Source organism: Streptomyces sp. NPDC007863 (assembly GCF_040633895.1).
In the GTDB taxonomy this organism is placed as follows: Bacteria; Actinomycetota; Actinomycetes; order Streptomycetales; family Streptomycetaceae; genus Streptomyces.
In genome coordinates, this window is record NZ_JBEYEI010000015.1 from 13,442 (window position 1) to 32,917 (window position 19,476).

Here is a 19,476-nt window from a genome sequence, read left to right on the forward strand (position 1 = left end):
GGCCACCGGCCCGAAGGTGACCGTGGCCGCCTGACCGGCCCCCGGACAGGAGGGGCCGGACCGTGAGGGGCGGTGCGCACCGCGAGCGCACCGCCCCTCGTCGGGCTCAGGTCACCTCTTCAGCGAGCCGAGGAACCGGTTGGCGTTGTTGAGCGGCGGGGCGCCGGGCGTCGTGAGCTCGGTCCACGGGCCGAGCGCGTCCGTCGGCGTGCCCACGCAGTCGAGCACGTCCGGGGTGCCGGTCGTGATGTCGCACAGGGTCTCCCACACCTCGCCCTCCTTCGTGAGGACCTGGATGGAGACGTGGTTCGCCTGGGACGCGACGGAGACCGAGCAGGCGGTCGCCGGGTAGTTGGGGTGGAGCATCGGGTCGGTGAGGTCGGTCCACACGAACGGCGTGACGGTCGGCGTGACGTCCCGGATGCCGACGTAGGTCACCCCGTTGGTGAGCACGCCCTTGACCTCGCGGCTCTCGGCCGGGTTGTAGGCGTCGACGTCACTGCAGGGCCCGGTCGGACCGGTGGCACCCGTCGCACCCGTCGCACCGGTGGCACCCGTGGCACCCGTCGCACCCGTCGCACCGGTGGCACCCGTGGCGCCGGTCGCGCCCGTCGCGCCGGTGGGACCCTCAGGGCCGGTGGCGCCGGTCGCGCCCGTGGCGCCCGTCGCTCCGGTCGGTCCCTCGGGCCCGGTCGCGCCCGTGGCACCCGTGGCACCCGTCGCACCCGCCGGACCCTCGGGCCCGGTCGCGCCCGTGGCGCCCGTGGCTCCGGTGGCGCCGGTCGCACCCGCCGGGCCTTCGGGTCCCGTGGCACCCGTCGCACCCGTGGCACCCGTGGCACCCGTGGCGCCCGTCGCTCCCGTCGCTCCCGTGGCGCCCGTCTTGCCCTTGTCGCCCTTCGGGCCGGTCGGGCCCGTCGGGCCGGTGGGGCCCGTGGCGCCGGTCTTGCCCTTGTCGCCCTTCGGGCCCTTCGGTCCGGTCGGGCCGGTGGGTCCCGTCGGGCCGGTCTTGCCCTTGCAGCCGCCCGCCACCGTCGCCGGGTCGGCGGCGGCCTCCGCCTGCGCCAGGATCTCCTCCAGGGAGGCGGCCGCCTCGGAGCCCGGCAGGGCCCGGGTCTTGCAGCCCGTCATCGGGTTCGACACCGCCGTGTCCGAGGCCGGGGCCTGCGGGGTGCCCCACGCCGAGGCGGTCGGCGCGAAGCCGGTGAGGACGAGCGCGACCGAGGCGAGCGCGCCGCCGCCGAGCCAGGCGCGACGCCGGGGCAGCGGGCCGAGCGGGGACCGGGTCCTGGGGTCAGGACGCATGAGGGTGCTCCTTCCTCCGCCGGCGCCCAGCGGCGCCGGCGCGAGTGCCGGTGGGGGGGATCCGCGCGGGGGACCGCGGTGGATCCGGATCTTCGAAGTCCGAAGTGGGATGAACTTCCCATCAGGTCATCGGACCGTCGTCGCGCCGCCTTGACGGCCCCCGGGGCACTCTCAGCGCACTGGCGTAGCGGTGCCAGCCGAACGGATGCGTACACGCCGGGGAACGCGGAACCCCCGGTCGGCGCGCCGCCGCCGTGCCCGTACCGGCCCGTGCCTACCGTCGCCCCCCGACCGAACCGCGAGAAGTGGTGTTGCCATGCGGCCGTCCCTCTGCTTGTGCATGATCGTCAAGAACGAGTCCTCGGTCATCGAGCGGTGCCTCGCCTCCGTCCGAGACCTCGTGGACACCTGGGTCGTCTCCGACACCGGCTCCACCGACGGCACCCAGGACCTGGTGAGAAGGGCCCTCGCCGGCGTCCCGGGGGAGCTGGTCGAAGAGCCGTGGGTGAACTTCGGGCACAACCGCAGCCTGAACATCGCCCGGGCCCGCGCCCGTGGGGCCGACTACCTGCTGCTGCTCGACGCCGACCACGTGCTCCGCCAGGACGGGCCGCTGCCGGAGCTCACGGCCGACGCGTACATGCTGCGCCACGCGGGGGAGGTCGAGTACCGCATCAAACGGCTGGTCAGAGCGGCCCTTCCGTGGCGGTACGAGGGCGTCACCCACGAATACCTGACCGCGGACCGCGACCACGAGCAGCGGAACCTGGACGCGCTCGTCATCGAGGACCACGCCGACGGCGGCTCGCGGCACGACAAGTTCGAGCGGGACGCCCGGCTCCTCGGCGCCGAACTCGTCCGCGACCCGGGCAACCCCCGGACGGTCTTCTACCTCGCCCAGACGATGCGCGACATGGGTCGCACCGGGGAGGCGATCGGGCTCTACGAGCGGCGCGCGGCCATGGGCGGCTGGGCCGAGGAGGTGTACTACGCGCTGCTCCAGGCCGGGGTGCTGGCCGCCGAGGCGGGCGACTGGCCGGCCGCGCAGGACGCCCTGGTCCGTGCCTGGGAGGCCCGCCCGGAGCGCCTGGAGGCGGTGTACGAGCTGGCCTCGCGGCTGCGCGTGGCCGAGCGGCACCACACCGCGCACGCCCTGCTCGGCACCGCCCTCGACCGGCCCGCGCCCACCGACGACCTGCTCTTCGTCCAGCCGTGGGTGTACCGCTGGGGGCTGCTCTTCGAGTACTCGATCACCGCCTACTGGGTCGGCGACCACGCGGCCTCGCTCGCCGCCTGCGACCGGCTCCTCGCCCTGCCCGACCTGCCCGCGCCCTACCGTGAGCAGACCACCGCCAACCGGGAGTTCGCGATCCGCGCCCTCGGAGTGCCGGCCCAGGTCTGAGCCGGCACCCCGGGGCGACGGGGAGTCAGCGGACCCGGGAGCGGGCCTCCATCGCCCCGCGGGCCGCGGCCTCCGACTCGTACACCTCGCACATGTGCCGGCCGTCCGGTGTGGCCGTGTGCTCGACCTCCCAGAGGCTCAGCTCGCTGCCGTCGAGCAGCAGGAACTGGTGCTCGTAGAGGGTGAAGCCGGCGTCCCGGCCGCCCTCCACCGGGCAGTTGCGGCCGAAGACCTGGGTGATGTGGTGGCCGAAGGCGATCCGCAGCCGGCGGGCGGTCCGCTCGCCGGGCCGGTCGCCGTTCTCCGCGCGCCGCAGGACGCGGCGGGCGTGGTCCGCCGAGTTGTCCGGCACGTACATCCGGGGCTGGGCCGGTATCGGATGGGCGAGGAGCGCGCCGAGCGCCGCCAGGTCGTCGTCCTCCTCCAGCGGACGGCCGTCGGACCGCTCCACCGTCCACTCCGGCAGCGGTCCCGAGGGCAGCCGGGACGCGGCGAGCCGGGCCTCGGCCTCCTCCGCGTACAGCTCGTGCTGCTCGGCACCGTCCCGGCCCGCGTTGTGCGCGAGCTCCCACAGCACGAGGGCGCTGCCGTCGGCGAGCAGATAGGTGTGGCGGTAGGTGGTGCGGTTCAGGGTGGAGCTGTGGTGCGAGGAGTGCAGCGCGGTGGAGTGGGCGAGCGCCGACTCCAGGCGCTCCACCATCGCGTCGGGCAGGTCGAAGGAGTTGAGCGCCCGGCCGAGGAGCCGCTCGACGTGCGTCTCGGTCGTCTCGTACGGATCGAGATGATCCCGCGGATCGTTCAAGAGGGTCTCCAGGCCGTCGCCGCATGTCACTTGGTGCTTGCTTAACGTAGTCCCTGGGTCCGACAACGGGGTCGGGGTTACGGAAAACGAGGGGCCCCGGGCGGAAGTTCCCGCACCCGCGAGCCCCTCGACTCCCGCGCGGATACCGGGAGTACGGCCGGCTACCCCCTGCCGTACAGCTCCCCGTACGAAGGGAAGTCGCCCCCCGGCCCCCGATGACCGCCCGGCGCCGCCAGGACCGCCCGGACGATCGCCCGCGTCACCAGGTCGGCACCGGCCGCCAGGATCTCGTTCAGGGCCAGCGGCCCCGGCGCGGCGGGCAGCTCCCGCGCGCCCGTGGCCAGCGCGAAGACCGTGTCCCCGTCGTTCATCAGATGCACCGGCCGGATCGCCCGGGCGATTCCGTCGTGCGCCGTCCCCGCCACCTTCTGCGCCTGCGCCCGGGTCAGCGCCGCGTCCGTGGCCACCACCGCCAGCGTGGTGTTCATCGGAGGAGCGGCGGAGGCCGTACGGGCCTCCGCGAGCCGCAGGGCCGCCGCCTCCCGCACCGCCTCCGGCGGCGGCACGGGCAGACCGCCGCCCTCGAAGAGACTGCCGTACAGGACCCCCGTCCCCGGGTCGAACGCCGACCCCACCGCGTTCACCACCACCAGGGCCCCGACCGTGATCCCCGACCCCAGACGGACGCCCGCCGTGCCGACGCCGCCGCGCACCCCGCCGACCACCGCGCCCGTCCCCGCGCCCACCGCACCCGTCTCCACGCGCGCGTGGTCCCCCGAAGCCGCCGCGGCCGCCACCGCCGCCCGCCCCGTGACGGCGTCCGGACGGGCCGCGAAATCACCGCCACGGCCCAGGTCGAAGACGCACGCCGCCGGCACCACCGGCACCACGTGCGCCGGATCCGGCCCCACCCGCACCCCCCGCCGGTGCTCCTCCAGCCAGGCCATCACCCCGGCGGCCGCCTCCAGGCCGTACGCGCTGCCCCCGGTCAGGACCAGCGCGTCGATCCGCTGCACCAGGTTCCTCGGATCCAGGGCGTCCGTCTCCCGGGTGCCCGGCCCCCCGCCCCGTACGTCCACGGCGGCCACCGCCCCGCCCTCCGGCGCGAGCACCACCGTCGTCCCCGACAGCGCCCGCGCCCCCGCCACGCGCGCGTGCCCCACCCGCACACCGGGCACATCGGTGATTCCGTCGGACGAGGGCGAGGGCGAGGACGAGGACAAGGGCGCGCCGGCTGTCATGTCCCCTTCCTACCTCAGGAGGGGCGGGCCGTCCTGGCGGACGGGTTGCGTGCGGTGAGCGTCACGCCCACCGCCACCGTCGCCGCCGCCACGAGACCCGCCGCGAGCACCGCCCACCGGCCCGCGAACGAACACAGCAGGATCGCCAGCGACGCCCCCGGCAGCACCGCCTGCTGCGCCAGACCCACCTTGAAGTACCGGGCGTGCAGCAGCCACACCGACAACAGGAAGACCGCCGACGGGATCGTCACCGACGCCGACGCCGCCAGCGTGCTGATGTGCGCCTTCCCGACGGCCTGCTCGACCGCGATCTCAAGCCCCGCGCCGATCGCCGCCGCCGACATGAAGATCACATAGTGGCCGTACCCCCACAGGAACCCCTGCCGGCTGTCCGTCAGCCGGTCGTGCGCCGGGACCACGAAATACACCCACCACGAGGCGAACACGATCAGCAGCCCGCCCGCCGCGATCGGCAGCAGCTCGTTCAGCGCGTCGTTCTCCACCACCCCCGTCTTCACCGCCACCGTCGCCGCCGCCACCGACTCGCCGAGCACGATGATCGTGAACAGGCCGTACCGCTCCGCGATGTGATGCGGATGCCAGGTGCTCGGCGCGACCTTCTCCGCGTACACCGGCACCGCCAGCTCCGCCAGCGCCATCACCAGGAACACCCACGGCTGCGCCCCCTCCGGCACGAACAGCAGCGCCAGCCAGCCGATCTGCACGGCCAGCACCCCGCCCGCGTACCGCCGGCACATCGTCCGCTCCTCCGCCGACGAGGCGTGGTGCGCGGCCCGCAGCCACTGCGTGGCGAGCGCCACCCGCATCACCAGATAACCCAGGTACACGACGAGGAAGTCATGGTCCTCGAAGGCCCGGGAGACACCCGCGGCCAGGATCAGCACACCCGCGATCTGCACGAGCGTCACGACCCGGTACGGCACGTCGTCGTTGTCGTAGGCCGAGGCGAACCAGGAGAAGTTCATCCACGCCCACCAGATGGCGAAGAAGACCATCGCGTAACTCGCGACTCCCTCGCCCGCGTGCCCCTCGGCGACCGCGTGCACGAGCGACGCGCCCGCCTGGGCGACGGCGACCACGAAACACAGGTCGAAGAAGAGCTCCAGAGGCGTCGCGGTCCGGTGCGCCTCCTCACGGGAGCGCGCGGTGAGCGGCAGGAAAGGTTGTGTCATCGCCCCAGCACAGCAGAGCCGCGCCCCCCGCCTCCCCAGCCACGCGGAACGGTACGGCCTCCGGGCGGTACCCCCGACGGACCCTCCCTCCCCTCGGGACCTAAGGCCGCCCGAGGAGCCGACCTAGGCCCGCCCCGCTCGCGACCATCGGCACTGATCACCCCCTGCTCCGAGGAGCAGCCTGGAAAGGCAAGGAAGAGGCCTCGAAAGGGCTCGCAAACGTCAGGGAAGTCAGGGAAGCGCCATGAGTTCCGTAGTCCAGGACAGCAGAACCACGGGCGGGTCACCCGCCTCGTACGACACGGAGCAGTACCGCCCCGGCCGGGCCATCACCGACTGGGAGCCGGAGAACGAGCTCTTCTGGAAGTCGATCGGCAGGAAGGTCGCGAACCGCAACCTGTGGATCGCGGTCCCGGCGCTGCTCGTCGCCTTCGTCGTCTGGCAGGTCTGGTCGGTCACCGCGACCAACCTCGCGGACGTCGGCTTCACCTTCTCGACCTCGCAGCTCTTCTGGCTGACGGCCATCCCCGGCCTGACCGGCGGCACGGCCCGGATCCTCTACACCTTCCTCGGCCCGATGATCGGCCAGCGGCGGTTCACCGCCCTGTCGACGGTCGTCCTCGTCGGCCCGCTCATCTGGCTGGGCATCGCCATCCAGGACCCGACGACCCCGTACACGGTCATGGTCGTCATCGCCGCCCTCTGCGGCATCGGCGGCGCCAACTTCGCCTCCTCCCTCGCCAACATCGGCTTCTTCTTCCCGAAGGCCAAGAAGGGCAGCGCGACCGGCATCAACGGCGGGCTCGGCAACCTCGGCGTCTCCGTCGTCCAGCTGCTCACCCCGATCGTCATCACCTGGTCGACGATCGCCATCGGCTCCGCCCAGCACAAGGCCGACGGCACCCCCGTCTACCTCCAGAACGCCGCCTTCGTCTGGGTCCCCGTCGTCCTCGTCCTCGCCGCCGTCGCCTGGTTCGGACAGAACGACCTGAAGGTCGCCTCCACCCCGTTCAAGCAGCAGAAGATCATCTTCAAGCGCAAGCACAACTGGCTGATGACCTGGCTGTACGTCGGCACCTTCGGCTCCTTCATCGGCTTCGCCGCCGCGCTGCCGATGCTGATCAAGACCACCTTCCCGGACTACTCCGTCGCCACCTACGCCTGGATGGGCCCCGCCGTCGGCGCGCTCGCCCGCTGGGCCGGCGGCTGGATCGCCGACAAGTGGGGCGGCGCCCGCGTCACCATCCTCTCCTTCGTCGGCATGGCCCTCTCGATCGTCGGCGTCATCGACTTCCTGCCCTCGGGCGGCGACGGCGGCAACTTCCACGGCTTCTTCCTCTGCTTCCTCGCCGCGTTCTTCTTCTCCGGAATCGGCAACGGCTCCACCTTCCGCCAGATCCCGGTCATCTTCCGCGGCACCCACCTGAAGGGCCTCACCGAAGGCACCCCCGAACACGCCAAGGCCCTCAAGCAGGCCGAAATGGAATCGGGCGCCGTCACCGGCTTCACCTCCGCGATCGCCGCCTACGGATTCTTCTTCATCCCGGCGCTCTTCGGCTCGGTCGCCGTCACCAGCGCGATGTGGGGCTTCGTCGCCTTCTACGTCAGCTGCATGGTCGTGACCTGGTGGTTCTACGCCCGCAAGGGCGCCGAGGCACCCAGCTGAACCGATGCTCGAAAAAGGCCCCGCCGAGGCGGGGCCTTTCCGCACGCCCGGGGCGGGACCTCGGTCCATCGAGAGGTGACCATTGCCGCCCGGAATGATCGATCAAAAGGAGTGCAATGGAGGCAAGCGAAAAAGCTGATTCGAGCGATCGAGAAGGCGGTGCGGGCAGTGACTGCGACCCCTGCTGAAGCAACGGTGAACGACGGCGCCTGGAAGGGCTTCAAGGGCGGACTCTGGCGCGACGCCATCGACGTCCGCGACTTCATCCAGCAGAACTACACCCCGTACGAGGGCGACGACACCTTCCTCGCCGGCCCCACCGAGCGGACCACCGCCGTGTGGAAGGCGATCACGGACAAGTTCCCCGAGGAACGCGCCAAGGGCGTCTACGACGTCGCGCACGACATCCCCTCCACCATCACCGCCCACGCCCCCGGCTACATCGACCGCGACAAGGACCTGATCGTCGGCCTCCAGACCGACGCCCCGCTGAAGCGGGCGATCATGCCCTACGGCGGCTGGCGGATGGTCGCCGGCGCCCTGGAGACCTACGGCTACCCGGTCTCCCCGGAACTGGAGAAGGTCTTCACCCAGTACCGCAAGACCCACAACGCCGGCGTCTTCGACGCCTACACCCCGGAGATCCGCGCCGCCCGCAAGGCCGGCATCGTCACCGGCCTCCCCGACGCCTACGGCCGCGGCCGCATCATCGGCGACTACCGCCGCGTCGCCCTCTACGGCGTCGACCGCCTCATCGAGGCCAAGAAGGAGGAGAAGGCCGAACTCGACGTCCTCCCCGCCGGCGACCGCTCCCTGGAAGAGACCATCCGGCTCCGCGAGGAACTGTCCGAGCAGCTGCGCGCCCTCGGCGAGCTGAAGGCCATGGCCGCCTCGTACGGCCACGACGTCTCCGGCCCCGCCACCACCGGCCGCGAGGCGATCCAGTGGCTGTACTTCGCCTACCTCGCCGCCGTGAAGGAGCAGAACGGCGCCGCGATGTCCCTCGGCCGCACCTCCACCTTCGTCGACGTCTACCTCCAGCGCGACATCGAGGCCGGCCTCCTCACCGAGGAGCAGGCCCAGGAACTCGTCGACGACTTCATCATCAAGCTCCGCATCGTCCGCTTCCTGCGCACCCCCGAGTACGACGAGCTGTTCTCCGGCGACCCGACCTGGGTCACCGAGTCCCTCGCCGGCATGGGCGAGGACGGCCGCCCGCTCGTCACCAGGACGTCCTTCCGCTACCTCCAGACCCTCTACAACCTCGGCCCGGCCCCCGAGCCGAACATGACCGTCTTCTGGTCGCCGCGACTGCCGCAGGGCTTCAAGGAGTTCTGCGCGAAGGTCTCCATCGACACCTCGTCCGTGCAGTACGAGTCCGACGAACTGATGCGGCCCCGCTTCGGCGACGACACCGCCATCGCCTGCTGCGTCTCCGCGATGCCCGTCGGCAAGCAGATGCAGTTCTTCGGCGCCCGCGTGAACCTCGCCAAGACCCTCCTGTACGCGATCAACGGCGGCCGCGACGAGAAGTCCGGCGCCCAGGTCGGCCCCGCCACCGGCGCCCTCACCTCCGAGGTCCTCGACTACGACGAGGTCATGGCCAAGTTCGACGAGCAGATGGAGTGGCTCGCGAACGTCTACGTCCACGCGCTCAACGTCATCCACTACATGCACGACAAGTACGCGTACGAGCGCATCGAGATGGCCCTCCACGACCGCGACGTCCGCCGCACCATGGCCTGCGGCATCGCCGGCCTCTCCGTCGCCGCCGACTCCCTCGCCGCCATCAAGTACGCCGAGGTCACCCCCGTACGCGACGAGACCGGCCTCGCCACCGACTACCTGATCGACGGCGACTACCCGGCCTACGGCAACAACGACGAGCGCGCCGACGAGATCGCCGTCCGGCTGGTCGAGGAGTTCATGCGGAAGGTGCGCAAGCACCCCACCTACCGGAACGCCGAGCACACCCAGTCCGTCCTGACCATCACCTCGAACGTCGTCTACGGCAAGAAGACCGGCAACACCCCCGACGGCCGCCGCGCCGGCGAACCGTTCTCCCCGGGCGCCAACCCGATGAACGGCCGCGACACCCACGGCTACGTCGCCTCCGCCCTGTCGGTCGCCAAGCTGCCGTACGAGGACGCCGAGGACGGCATCTCGCTCACCAGCACCGTCACCCCCGACGGCCTGGGCCGCACCCCCGAGGAGCGCGTCAGGAACCTCGCCGGCGTCCTCGACGGCTACATGGCGAGCGACGGCTTCCACATGAACGTCAACGTCCTCAACCGCGACGTCCTCATGGACGCCATGGAGCACCCGGAGCACTACCCCCAGCTCACGATCCGCGTCTCCGGCTACGCGGTCAACTTCGTCCGCCTGACGCGCGAACAGCAGCTGGACGTCCTGAACAGGACCTTCCACGGCGCCCTCTGACCGACCGGCCCCGCAACACGACAGAAGGGGGGGAAGGGGGCCCCTCCCCCCTCCCCTCCCCACCCCACCCCACCCCTCCCGCCCCCGCCCCAGGCCCCACCCCTCCCTTCCTCCCTCAGGAGGTCCTGCCATGACCAGCCTCGCCACGAGCCCCGCCACCGCCCCCGTGACGGTCGCCGCGGCCGCGACCCAGCGCCCGTCCGAGGGGTCGGTGCACTCCTGGGACCTCTCCACCGGTGTCGACGGGCCCGGCACCCGCTTCGTCACCTTCCTCTCCGGCTGCCCGCTGACCTGCCTCTACTGCCACAACCCCGACACGTGGCGGATGCGGAACGGGAAGCGGACCTCCGCCGACGACGTGATCGCCGAGGCGTCCAAGTACGTCCGTTTCATCTCCGCCTCCGGCGGCGGCGCCACCGTCTCCGGCGGCGAACCGCTCCTCCAGCCCGTCTTCACCGGCGAGCTGCTGCACCGCATGAAGCACGAGCTGGGCCTGCACACCGCCCTCGACACCTCTGGCTTCCTCGGCGTCCGGGCCACCGACGCCCTGCTGCGCGACACCGACCTCGTCCTCCTCGACATCAAGTCCTGGGACCCGGAGACGTACCGGAAGGTCACCGGCCGGCCGCTGAAGCCGACCCTGGACTTCGCCCGGCGCCTCGCCGACCTGGGCCAGGACGTGCACGTCCGGTTCGTCCTCGTCCCCGGTCTCACCGACGACCCCGCCAACGTCGAGGGCGTCGCCGCCTTCGCCGCCGGCCTCGGCAACGTCTCCCGCGTCGACGTCCTCCCCTTCCACAAGCTGGGCGAGGCCAAGTGGCAGGCCCTCGACATGCCCTTCACCCTCCACGACACCCCGTCGCCCGCCCCGGAGCAGGTGGCGGCCGTCCGGGAGGTCTTCCAGGGCCACGGCCTGTACGCGGTCTGACGTCCGCCCCCTCCGGCCGGCGACACGTTCACCCACACGCCGGGCATAGCGGGCTCAAAAGGTACATACGTCCTACCGTGGCCCCGTGACCGAGCCACCACAGACCGCCGAGCCCACCGCTCCCGAGCCGGAGGCGACCGCTCCGGTCCCGGACGGCCCCGCACCCCAGAGCCCCGCCGCCGTCCGCCGCCGCGCCCTCCTCGCCGGCACCGCCGTCTCCGCCCTCCTGATCCTCGCGATCGTCTTCGGCAGCCGGCTCCTGCGCGACTTCGACTCGGCCCTGCTGCCCTACGCCGTCGCCACCGTCTTCCTCGCCTTCGGCGTCGCCTACCGCTACACCGTCTGGATCTCCGCCCCCGGCGCCCGGCGCCTCTTCCGCCAGGGCTGGCGCTCCTTCTTCTCCGCCGCCAACTTCCGCAAGGCACCCACCGCCCTGCCGAAGATGATCGCCACCTATCTCGGCTTCCAGAAGTTCCTCGGCGCCCGCTCGCACGCCCGCTGGGCCGCCCACCAGCTCCTCTTCTGGGGCTGCGTCCTCGCCGCGCTCATCACCTTCCCCCTCACCTGGGGCTGGTTCACCTTCACGTCCGGCACCGGCGACGGCCCCGGCTACGAGATGCGGATCTGGGGCTTCAAGGTCCTCGGCTTCGACTCGCTGAACATCTTCGGCTGGCTCATGTTCCACGGCCTGGACATCGCCGCCGTCCTCGTCATCGCCGGCGCCTCCTACTTCCTGTGGCGGCGCATGAAGGACCGCGGCGCCATCACCGGCCAGCGCTTCGCCTACGACCTGATCCCGCTGATCGCCCTCATCGTCATCTCGGTCACCGGCCTGCTGCTCACCTTCTCCTCGATCTTCCTGCACGGCGGCGGCTACGAGTTCCTGGCGATCCTCCACATGGTCTCGGTCGTCTTCACCCTCATCTACATCCCCTTCGGGAAGTTCTTCCACATCGTCCAGCGGCCCGCCGCCGTCGGCATGCAGCTCTTCAAGTACACCTCCCGCCGCAAGGACGGCGCCGCCGAGGAACTCCAGGCCTGCCGCCGCTGCCACGAGCCCATCGACACCCCCGCCTACGTCGAGAACCTGCGCGGCACCATGCAGGACCTCAAGCTCGACTTCGACGAATGGGCCGAGTACTGCCCCCGCTGCAAACGCGTCCTCCGCGGCAACGCCTACCTCACCCACGTCAAGAAGGGCTTCAGTAAGTGACCGCGACCGACCCGTCCCGTGCGCTGCCGCTCGATCCCTCCGTCGCCCCGCCCGGGACGCGGAACTTCCGGGACGCCGGGGGGATCCCCGCCGACCGGTGGCACGCCGACCAGAACGAGGAGACGCTCGTCCCCACCCACTGCTGCTTCTGCGGGGTGCAGTGCGGCATGTACCTGCGGGTCGACCGCGGGGGCAAGGTGTTCGGGGTGGAGCCCCGGAACCACGACATCAACCGGATGCGGCTCTGCCCCAAGGGCATCAACGCCTACCAGCAGGTCAACCACCCCGACCGGCTGACCTCGCCGCTGATGCGGCGCAACAGGGACGAGGAGTTCCGGCCGGTCAGCTGGGAGGAGGCGCTCGACCACACCGTCGCCGAGATCCGCCGCATCCAGGGCGAGTACGGCAACGACGCCTTCGGGCTGCTCGGCGGGGCGAGTCTCTACTCCGAGAAGACGTACCTCGTCGGGAAGTTCGCGCGGGTCGCGCTGAAGACCAAGCACGTCGACTACAACGGGCGTCTCTGCATGGTGTCCGCCGCCGGCGCCAACAAGCTCGCCTTCGGCATCGACCGGGCCGGGAACCCCTTCTCCGACATCCTCCTCACCGACTGCCTCCTCATCGCCGGCTCCAACGTCGGCGAGTGCTTCCCGGTGATGACCCAGTACCTCTGGGGGGCCCGTGACCGGGGGGCCTCCCTCATCGTGGTCGACCCCCGGCAGACGGCCATCGCCCGAACCGCCGACGTCCACGTCGCCCTCAAGCCCGGCACCGACGCGGCCTTCTTCAACGCCGTGCTGCACGTGATCGTCGCCGAGGGCCTCACCGACGAGGCCTACCTCGCCGCCCACACCACCGGCTGGGACGAGGTCAGGGCCACCGTCGCCGCGTACCCGCCGGCCCGCTCCGCGCAGATCTGCGGCGTCCCCGAGGAACAGATCGTCCAGGTCGCCCGGATGTTCGCCGGCGCGGGCAAGGCCATGGCCTGGCACGCCCGGGGCGTCGAGCACCACTCGCAGGGCGTCGAGAACTGCCTCACCATCATCAACCTCTGCGTCGCCACCGGGAACATCGGCAAGCCCGGCGCCGGCTACGGCACCATCACCGGCCAGGGCAACGGCCAGGGCGGCCGCGAGCACGGCCAGAAGTCCGACCTCCTCCCGGGCGGCCGCTCCATCTCCAACCCCGAGCACCGCCGGCAGATCTGCGAGATCTGGGGCATCGAGGAGTCCGAACTCCCGCCCGCCGGCACCTCCATGATGGAGATGGTCTGGCAGATGCAGCGCGCCGAGATCCGCGGCCTCATCGGCATCTGCAACAACCCCTTCGTCTCCCTCCCGAACTACGCCACGGTCAAGGAGGGGTACGACACCCTCCAGTTCCACGCCCAGTTCGACTTCTTCCTCTCCGAGACCGCCGCCAACGCCCACGTCGTCTTCCCCGTCACCGTCTGGGCCGAGGACGAGGGCGTCATGGCCAACGCCGAGGCGCGCGTCGTCAAGCACAACAAGGCCCAGGAGCCCCCGGCCGGGGTCCGCACCGACACCTGGGTCATGTGCGAGCTCGCCAAGCGGCTCGGCGCCGGCGACAAGTTCGCCTTCCCCGACTCCCGCTCGGTCTTCGAGGAACTGCGGATCGCCTCCGCCGGCACCGTCAACGACTACTACGGCATCACCTACGAGCGCCTGGAGGAGACCGGCGGCATCGCCTGGCCCTGCCCGACGACCGAGCACCCCGGCACCCCCCGCCTCTTCGAGGACGGCCGCACCTACCACCCCGACGGAAAGATCCACATGCAGGTCGTCGAGTGGCACCCGCCGATGGACCCCTACAGCGAGGAGTACCCGCTCTCGCTCACCACCGGCCGCACCGTCGCCCACTTCCTCTCCGGCAACCAGACCCGCCGGCTCGGCGCCCTCGTCGAGCAGACGCCCCGGCCCTGGGTCGAGGTCCACCCCTCGCACGGCTTCCGCAACGGCGACCCGGTCCGCGTCGTCACCCGGCGCGGCAGCGAGGTCTTCCCCGCCCTGGTCACCGAGGCCATCCGCCCCGACACCGTCTTCGTGCCCTACCACTGGCCCGTCCCCACCGCAGCGAACGCCCTCACCATCGACGCCCTCGACCCCCGCTCGAAGATCCCCGAGTACAAGGTCTGCGCGGCCCGCATCGAGGCCGCCGAACGCGTCGACGAGGTCCCCGCGCCGCCGACGGCCCCCGGGCAGCTCGCCTACCCGGAGACGCAGGTCTCCCGCACCGACCCCCTGCCCCCCACGTCCCCGCAGGGCCGTGGCACCGCGGAGAGGAGCTGACCGCACATGATGGGCCGCACGATCTTCATCGACCCGGGCCGCTGCATCGGCTGCCAGGCCTGTGTCTCCGCCTGCCGCGAATGCGACTCGCACCGCGGCAAGTCGATGATCCACCTCGACTACCCCGACGAAGGCCACTCCGTCGCCTCCCTTCCCACCGTCTGCATGCACTGCGAGGACCCCGTCGCCCCCTGCGCCGAGGTGTGCCCCGCCGACGCGATCCTGGTGACCGCCGACGGCGTGGTGCAGCAGGCCGACACCACCCGCTGCATCGGCTGCGCCAACTGCGTCAACGCCTGCCCCTTCGGCGTCCCGAAGATCGACCTCCAGGCGAAGCTGCAGATGAAGTGCAACCTCTGTTACGACCGCACCGCCTACGGCCTCGCCCCGATGTGCGCGACCGTCTGCCCCACCGGCGCCCTCTTCTACGGAACCCTCGAAGAGCTCCAGAACGAGCGCCCCGGCGTCCAGGTCGCCGACTCCTTCACCTTCGGCACCACCACCGTCACCACCGGTGTGGCGATGGTCGTCCCCGCCGACAAGGTCCAGTGGCCCGTGCCCGGCGGCCTGCCCGTCGTCGAGATCAACGGAAGGGACGTCCGATGAGCGTCACCGACCCGCAGCCGCCCGCGCCGGACGCCGGCGCCGACGCGGCGCAGGAGGCGCTCCGCGACCGGATCGCCGCCGACTCCCTCACCACCCGCCGCGACTACCTGCGGATCGTCGCCACGGTCTCCGGCGGTCTCGCGGTCGGCGGGGTCGCCGTCGCCTCCGGCATCCTGCACCGGCACGGCGACGCCGACGGCGTCCCCGAGGTGAAGAAGATCGCCGACGTGATCCCGCCCGGCGAGTCCCTCGCCTTCCGCTACCCGGGTGACGAGGACCGGGCGATCGCCGTCCGAATGGAGGACGGCACCCTCGCCGGCTACTCCGCCGTCTGCACCCACCTGGCCTGCGCCGTCCTGTGGCGCAAGGACCGGGGCAGCGAGGGCGAGCTGTACTGCCCCTGCCACGAGGGGGTCTTCGACGCCCGTACGGGAGAGGTGACCGCGGGCCCGCCGCCGCGCGGGCTGCCGAAGGTGATCCTGGTCGAGCAGGTCGACGGCAGCGTCTGGGCCATCGGCACCGCCCGCTCCGGGGAGAGCCTGCAGGAGGGCTACTGCCGCCAGCGCGGCGCCGGCACCCCGCCCTGTGCCGCCCTGCGGGCCGACGCGCCCGCCGGCCGGCCCGGCACCGAGAGGAGCGAGCGCGCATGACGAACGGAGATCCGGTCCCGGAGCGTCCCGCCTACCGCCCGGGGAGCGCGCAGCCGCGGCTGAACCGTCCGGTGCACGAGCGCTATCCGCAGATCCGGCCCACGAGCGGGTACGGCGACCCGCGGATCCGGCACACGGGGCCGGGTCCGGGGGCGGGCACGGAGCAGGAGCCGGAGCGCTCCTCGAAGCTGTCGGCGCGGCTGGCGCTGGCGCTCACGGTGGTGATCGGCCAGCTCTGGGGGCTGACCATCGTGGTGGACGAGTGGATGTCCGGCGACACCGGTACCGCCTGGTGGGGGGCGGGATTCCTCGTCCTGTCGTTCCTGGTGGTCCTCGGGCTGTGGGCGCTGGATCCGAAGGACCGCTGATCGGGCCGGTCCGGGGCGGGGGAGCGGGCGTACTCTGAAGACATGAGCACCGCCCCCGCCCACGGACCGCGAGACGCGAAGCCGAACGGCATTCGGCCGAATTCCCAGAAGCCTCCGAAGCCGGTGATCGTCTTCGACGATCCGCTGGACGTGCAGTCCGCGGACGACACGGACCGCGGGTGGGGTGAGCGGCCTCCGGCCGGCGGTGGTGCCGCCGATCTCGCGCGCTTCCTCGACGAGAAGCCGCCGCACCACCTCTGACGCCGGGGCGAGCCTCCGGTCAGGAGGTGGAGTGCGTCCCCTTGTCGCTGCTGGGGCCGCGCTGCGCGACCAGGTGGTCGCGGATCTCCTTGAGCACCTCCAGCTCGCTGACCTCCAGGACCTCGTCGACGCCCTCCTTCGCCTTGTCGTGCGCGGCACGCTTGGCGAGGACCTTGGCCATCGGCAGGACCATCAGGAAGTAGACGACGGCGGCGGTGATGATGAAGCTGAGGATCGCGCTGAGGACGATGCCCCACATGATCGGGATGCCGGTGACCACGTTCCCGGCCTCGTCGATCTCGCAGGGGCCCTTGAGGCAGGACCGGTAGCTCTCCAGGTCCTTGGTGCCGAAGGCACCCACCAGCGGGTTGATGATTCCCTTGACCACCGAGTTCACGATGTTGGTGAACGCGGCACCGATGACGACCGCCACCGCGAGGTCGATCACGTTTCCGCGCATCAGGAAGGCTTTGAAGCCCGCCATCACGCTTTCCTTCTTCTCGGCCACCAAGGTGCCTTTCTTCGGGTGTGCTGCTGTGTGCGCAGCCATTAGGCCGTGAAGGGCGCAAGGCCGTCCAATCCGTACACACGGGACGGTGACTTGACAGTGAGTCAGTGCGAATCAGCACACTGTCACCGCCAGTTGGGACGTGACACCGGCACCTGCCAGCGCTGTCGCGGTCGCCCGGGGCACGGAGAGGACGATCAACGCCCCGCCGTCCGGACGAGTCTCGCCCGGGCGCGGGACTTCGGCCACTCGGGCGGCCCGCGCCACCACCCGCACCGTGCTGTCGCCGTTTCCCAGCGGGGAGTTGGCGACGGGTGCGGCGATGACGTCCACGCGGTCGCCGGCGCGCAGGAGCCGTACGGCCTCCGCGTCGGCGATCCGTACCGGCGCGGACACGAGCCGGACGGGTGCGGGTGCGGGGGTGGGGGCGGGTGCGCGGGCCGCGGGTGCGGAGACGGGCCGGGCCCCGGGGTCGTACCGGCCCGGTGGCCCGGTCCGGGAGTCGGTGGCGGTGGTCAGCGCGAGGGTGGCGGCCGTGAGCAGGAGGAGCGCGCCGGGCGCGCGGCGCAGTCGGGGCAGGAGCCGTCCGCCGCGGATCCGCAGCGGGGGGAAGTCCGGCACCGCGCAGGGCCCGGGCACGGGCCCGCCGGCAGGCGTACCCGCCGCGCTCGCGTCGTCCCCGCTCGTGCCCGCCGCGTGCGCGTGGGCCGCGTTCACGCGGGTCGTCCTCATGTGCGTCGTCTTCATGCGCCCACTGTGGCGCCCGTCCGGCGATCCCGCTCCGGCCTGTGGAGAACCCACCGCCTGTGGACAACTCGCCCCCACGTGAGGGGGCATGCCGAAGCCCCGGTCCCCCTGTGGGGGGCCGGGGCTTCGGCAACGCTGTGTGCGGGGTGGCCTCAGGCGGTCGGCGTCGAGCCGGCCGACGACGTCGAGGTGCTCGTCGACGAGGCCGGCTTCGCGTCCGAGGACGACGACGAGGAGGTGGACGTCGTGGAGGACGTCGAGCTCTTCGCGGCCGGGGAGCTGCTGGACGAGGCGCCGCGGCTGTCGTTCCGGTAGAAGCCGGAGCCCTTGAAGACGATGCCGACGGCGGAGAACACCTTCTTGAGGCGGCCGTGGCAGGCGGGGCACTCGGTCAGCGCGTCGTCCGTGAACTTCTGGACCGCCTCAAGGCCCTCGCCGCACTCGGTGCACTGGTACTGGTAGGTCGGCACTAGTCTTCCTCCTGGCACTCACACTCATCGAGTGCTAACGACGATCCATAGTGACGTATTCCGTCGGTTCAGTCCACCGCCACCGGCACGCGGTGACCGATGCCACGTGCCGCGGCCCGTGCCGCGACCCGGCTCGTCTCGCGCGGCCTGAGCCGCGAACGCAGGGCGATCAGCGTGACGAAGGCGAGCGCGGTGCCCGCGGCGGGGACGAGGAATCCCGCGCCGGAGCCCTGGGCGTCGGCGAGGCGGCCGGCGACCGTGACGGCCAGCGCCTGGCCGAGGGCGACGGCGCCGGTGAGCCAGGTGAAGGCCTCGGTCCGGGCGGAGGCCGGGATCAGGGTCTCGACGATGGTGTAGCCGGTGATCAGGGCCGGGGCGATGCACAGGCCGACGACGAGGCCGAGGGCGCCGAGCAGCAGCACGGAGTGCGCGGTCCACAGCAGGGAGGCGGCGACGGTGAGGCCCGCGTAGCCCAGGATCAGGCGGCGGCGGGGGCCGGTCTTCCAGGCGACGGCGCCCATGGCGATGCCGGCGAGCATGTTGCCGGCGGCGAAGACGCCGTAGAGGAGGCCGTTGGCGCCGGGGTTGCCGATCTCCTCGCTGAAGGCGGTGAGCGAGACCTGCATGCCGCCGAAGACGGCGCCGATGCCGAGGAAGGCGACGATCAGGACGCGGACGCCGGGGACGGAGAGCGCGGAGCGGTGCGGCTCGGCGCCGGCGCGGCCGGCGGCGGCGAGCGTGCCGAAGGCCGGCTGGGTGGCGCGCTGGGCGGCGAAGAAGAGGCCGCCGACGAGGGTGAGGACGGCTTCGGTGATCAGGCCGGCGGCCGGGTGGACGCCGGTGCACAGGGCGGTGGCGAGGACCGGGCCGACGACGAAGGTGAACTCGTCGGTGACGGACTCGAAGGCCGCGGCGGTCGGCATCAGCGGGGTGCCGTCGAGCTTGGCCGCCCAGCGGGCCCGGACCATGGGGCCGACCTGCGGGACGGAGGCGCCGGCGGGCACGGCGGCGAGGAACAGCGCCCACAGCGGGGCGCCGGCCAGCGCGAGGACGACGAGCAGCGAGACGGCCGCGGAGTGGACGATGACGCCCGGGACGAGGACGGCCCGCTGGCCGAAGCGGTCGGCGAGCTTGCCGCTCTGCGGGGCGAAGACCGCCATGGAGACACCGGTGACGGCGGCGACGGCGCCGGCGCTGCCGTAGGAACCGGTGGTGTGCTGGACGAGCAGGACGATGCCGATGGTCAGCATCGCGAAGGGCTGCCGGGCGGCGAAGCCGGGGATCAGGAAGGAGAGCGCACCGGGGGTGCGCAGCAGCTGCCCGTAGCCGGGCCGCTTCTCGGAGACGACCGTGGACGCCACGGTCCTG

Annotated in this window: 18 protein-coding genes; 10 read left to right on the forward strand and 8 right to left on the reverse strand. The window is 72.0% G+C overall.

Annotated features, from left to right (window positions below; all coding sequences use genetic code 11):
• Nucleotides 1-111: 111 nt before the first annotated feature.
• Nucleotides 112-1,305: a hypothetical protein gene (locus tag ABZ621_RS23155; protein ID WP_360607466.1), complete on the reverse strand. Its 1,194-nt coding sequence runs from the start codon at nt 1,303-1,305 to the stop codon at nt 112-114.
• A gap of 340 nt (nt 1,306-1,645) precedes the next feature.
• Between ABZ621_RS23155 and ABZ621_RS23160 the strand changes: the two genes are divergently transcribed.
• Nucleotides 1,646-2,707 (forward strand): glycosyltransferase, encoded by a 1,062-nt coding sequence (locus ABZ621_RS23160; protein WP_360607468.1) that lies wholly within the window; start codon nt 1,646-1,648, stop codon nt 2,705-2,707.
• A 25-nt stretch (nt 2,708-2,732) separates the two neighbouring features.
• Here the strand turns inward: ABZ621_RS23160 and ABZ621_RS23165 are convergent, their stop codons facing one another.
• The 3 genes from ABZ621_RS23165 to ABZ621_RS23175 form a co-directional block, all read right to left on the reverse strand.
• A complete protein-coding gene (locus ABZ621_RS23165) occupies nt 2,733-3,509 on the reverse strand; it encodes a DUF6227 family protein (protein ID WP_360607470.1) in 777 nt (258 codons plus the stop codon).
• 161 nt (nt 3,510-3,670) lie between these two features.
• Nucleotides 3,671-4,750: a P1 family peptidase gene (locus ABZ621_RS23170; RefSeq protein WP_360607472.1), complete on the reverse strand. Its 1,080-nt coding sequence runs from the start codon at nt 4,748-4,750 to the stop codon at nt 3,671-3,673.
• Between the two features lie 14 nt (nt 4,751-4,764).
• Nucleotides 4,765-5,943, reverse strand: a complete 1,179-nt coding sequence (locus ABZ621_RS23175) for a low temperature requirement protein A (RefSeq protein WP_360607474.1) — start codon at nt 5,941-5,943, stop codon at nt 4,765-4,767.
• Between the two features lie 244 nt (nt 5,944-6,187).
• Here ABZ621_RS23175 and ABZ621_RS23180 point away from each other — a divergent pair, with 244 nt between their 5' ends.
• The 9 genes from ABZ621_RS23180 (at nt 6,188) to ABZ621_RS23220 (ending at nt 16,383) form a co-directional block, all read left to right on the forward strand.
• Nucleotides 6,188-7,609: an MFS transporter gene (locus ABZ621_RS23180; protein ID WP_360607476.1), complete on the forward strand. Its 1,422-nt coding sequence runs from the start codon at nt 6,188-6,190 to the stop codon at nt 7,607-7,609.
• Between the two features lie 159 nt (nt 7,610-7,768).
• Nucleotides 7,769-10,048: a formate C-acetyltransferase gene (pflB, locus tag ABZ621_RS23185; RefSeq protein ID WP_360607478.1), complete on the forward strand. Its 2,280-nt coding sequence runs from the start codon at nt 7,769-7,771 to the stop codon at nt 10,046-10,048.
• A gap of 130 nt (nt 10,049-10,178) precedes the next feature.
• Nucleotides 10,179-10,976, forward strand: a complete 798-nt coding sequence (gene pflA / locus ABZ621_RS23190) for a pyruvate formate-lyase-activating protein (protein WP_360607480.1) — start codon at nt 10,179-10,181, stop codon at nt 10,974-10,976.
• 85 nt (nt 10,977-11,061) lie between these two features.
• Nucleotides 11,062-12,189: an MFS transporter gene (locus tag ABZ621_RS23195; protein ID WP_360607481.1), complete on the forward strand. Its 1,128-nt coding sequence runs from the start codon at nt 11,062-11,064 to the stop codon at nt 12,187-12,189.
• Nucleotides 12,186-14,498, forward strand: coding sequence for a molybdopterin oxidoreductase family protein (locus ABZ621_RS23200; RefSeq protein ID WP_360607483.1), 2,313 nt, complete (start codon nt 12,186-12,188; stop codon nt 14,496-14,498). Before ABZ621_RS23195 ends, ABZ621_RS23200 begins: the two co-directional genes overlap by 4 nt.
• 6 nt (nt 14,499-14,504) lie before the next feature.
• A complete protein-coding gene (locus tag ABZ621_RS23205; protein WP_360607485.1) occupies nt 14,505-15,104 on the forward strand; it encodes a 4Fe-4S dicluster domain-containing protein in 600 nt (199 codons plus the stop codon).
• Nucleotides 15,101-15,754 (forward strand): Rieske (2Fe-2S) protein, encoded by a 654-nt coding sequence (locus ABZ621_RS23210; protein WP_360607487.1) that lies wholly within the window; start codon nt 15,101-15,103, stop codon nt 15,752-15,754. The genes ABZ621_RS23205 and ABZ621_RS23210 overlap by 4 nt, the downstream gene beginning before the upstream one ends.
• A complete protein-coding gene (locus ABZ621_RS23215) occupies nt 15,751-16,122 on the forward strand; it encodes a DUF6755 family protein (RefSeq protein WP_360607489.1) in 372 nt (123 codons plus the stop codon). The genes ABZ621_RS23210 and ABZ621_RS23215 overlap by 4 nt, the downstream gene beginning before the upstream one ends.
• Before the next feature lie 42 nt (nt 16,123-16,164).
• Entirely contained in the window at nt 16,165-16,383 is a 219-nt protein-coding gene (locus tag ABZ621_RS23220; RefSeq protein WP_360607491.1) for a hypothetical protein, read from the forward strand.
• Nucleotides 16,384-16,402: 19 nt separating this feature from the next.
• Here ABZ621_RS23220 and mscL read toward each other — a convergent pair whose 3' ends face one another.
• From mscL to ABZ621_RS23240, 4 genes are all read right to left on the reverse strand, one after another.
• Nucleotides 16,403-16,891, reverse strand: a complete 489-nt coding sequence (gene mscL, locus ABZ621_RS23225) for a large conductance mechanosensitive channel protein MscL (protein ID WP_360607493.1) — start codon at nt 16,889-16,891, stop codon at nt 16,403-16,405.
• 114 nt (nt 16,892-17,005) lie between these two features.
• Entirely contained in the window at nt 17,006-17,638 is a 633-nt protein-coding gene (locus ABZ621_RS23230) for a hypothetical protein (protein WP_360607495.1), read from the reverse strand.
• 152 nt (nt 17,639-17,790) lie between these two features.
• Nucleotides 17,791-18,108, reverse strand: coding sequence for an FmdB family zinc ribbon protein (locus tag ABZ621_RS23235; RefSeq protein ID WP_360607497.1), 318 nt, complete (start codon nt 18,106-18,108; stop codon nt 17,791-17,793).
• A gap of 68 nt (nt 18,109-18,176) precedes the next feature.
• Nucleotides 18,177-19,469: an MFS transporter gene (locus ABZ621_RS23240; protein ID WP_360607499.1), complete on the reverse strand. Its 1,293-nt coding sequence runs from the start codon at nt 19,467-19,469 to the stop codon at nt 18,177-18,179.
• Nucleotides 19,470-19,476 lie beyond the last annotated feature (7 nt).

What these genes read in the sequence shown, in the direction of transcription:
- ABZ621_RS23155 (WP_360607466.1), bottom strand. Translation starts at nt 1,305, where the DNA reads ATGCGTCCTGACCCCAGGACCCGGTCCCCGCTCGGCCCGCTGCCCCGG.
- ABZ621_RS23160 (WP_360607468.1), top strand. Translation starts at nt 1,646, where the DNA reads ATGATCGTCAAGAACGAGTCCTCGGTCATCGAGCGGTGCCTCGCCTCC.
- ABZ621_RS23170 (WP_360607472.1), bottom strand. Translation starts at nt 4,750, where the DNA reads ATGACAGCCGGCGCGCCCTTGTCCTCGTCCTCGCCCTCGCCCTCGTCC.
- ABZ621_RS23175 (WP_360607474.1), bottom strand. Translation starts at nt 5,943, where the DNA reads ATGACACAACCTTTCCTGCCGCTCACCGCGCGCTCCCGTGAGGAGGCG.
- ABZ621_RS23180 (WP_360607476.1), top strand. Translation starts at nt 6,188, where the DNA reads ATGAGTTCCGTAGTCCAGGACAGCAGAACCACGGGCGGGTCACCCGCC.
- pflA (WP_360607480.1), top strand. Translation starts at nt 10,179, where the DNA reads ATGACCAGCCTCGCCACGAGCCCCGCCACCGCCCCCGTGACGGTCGCC.
- ABZ621_RS23205 (WP_360607485.1), top strand. Translation starts at nt 14,505, where the DNA reads ATGATGGGCCGCACGATCTTCATCGACCCGGGCCGCTGCATCGGCTGC.
- ABZ621_RS23210 (WP_360607487.1), top strand. Translation starts at nt 15,101, where the DNA reads ATGAGCGTCACCGACCCGCAGCCGCCCGCGCCGGACGCCGGCGCCGAC.
- ABZ621_RS23215 (WP_360607489.1), top strand. Translation starts at nt 15,751, where the DNA reads ATGACGAACGGAGATCCGGTCCCGGAGCGTCCCGCCTACCGCCCGGGG.
- ABZ621_RS23220 (WP_360607491.1), top strand. Translation starts at nt 16,165, where the DNA reads ATGAGCACCGCCCCCGCCCACGGACCGCGAGACGCGAAGCCGAACGGC.
- ABZ621_RS23230 (WP_360607495.1), bottom strand. Translation starts at nt 17,638, where the DNA reads ATGAAGACGACGCACATGAGGACGACCCGCGTGAACGCGGCCCACGCG.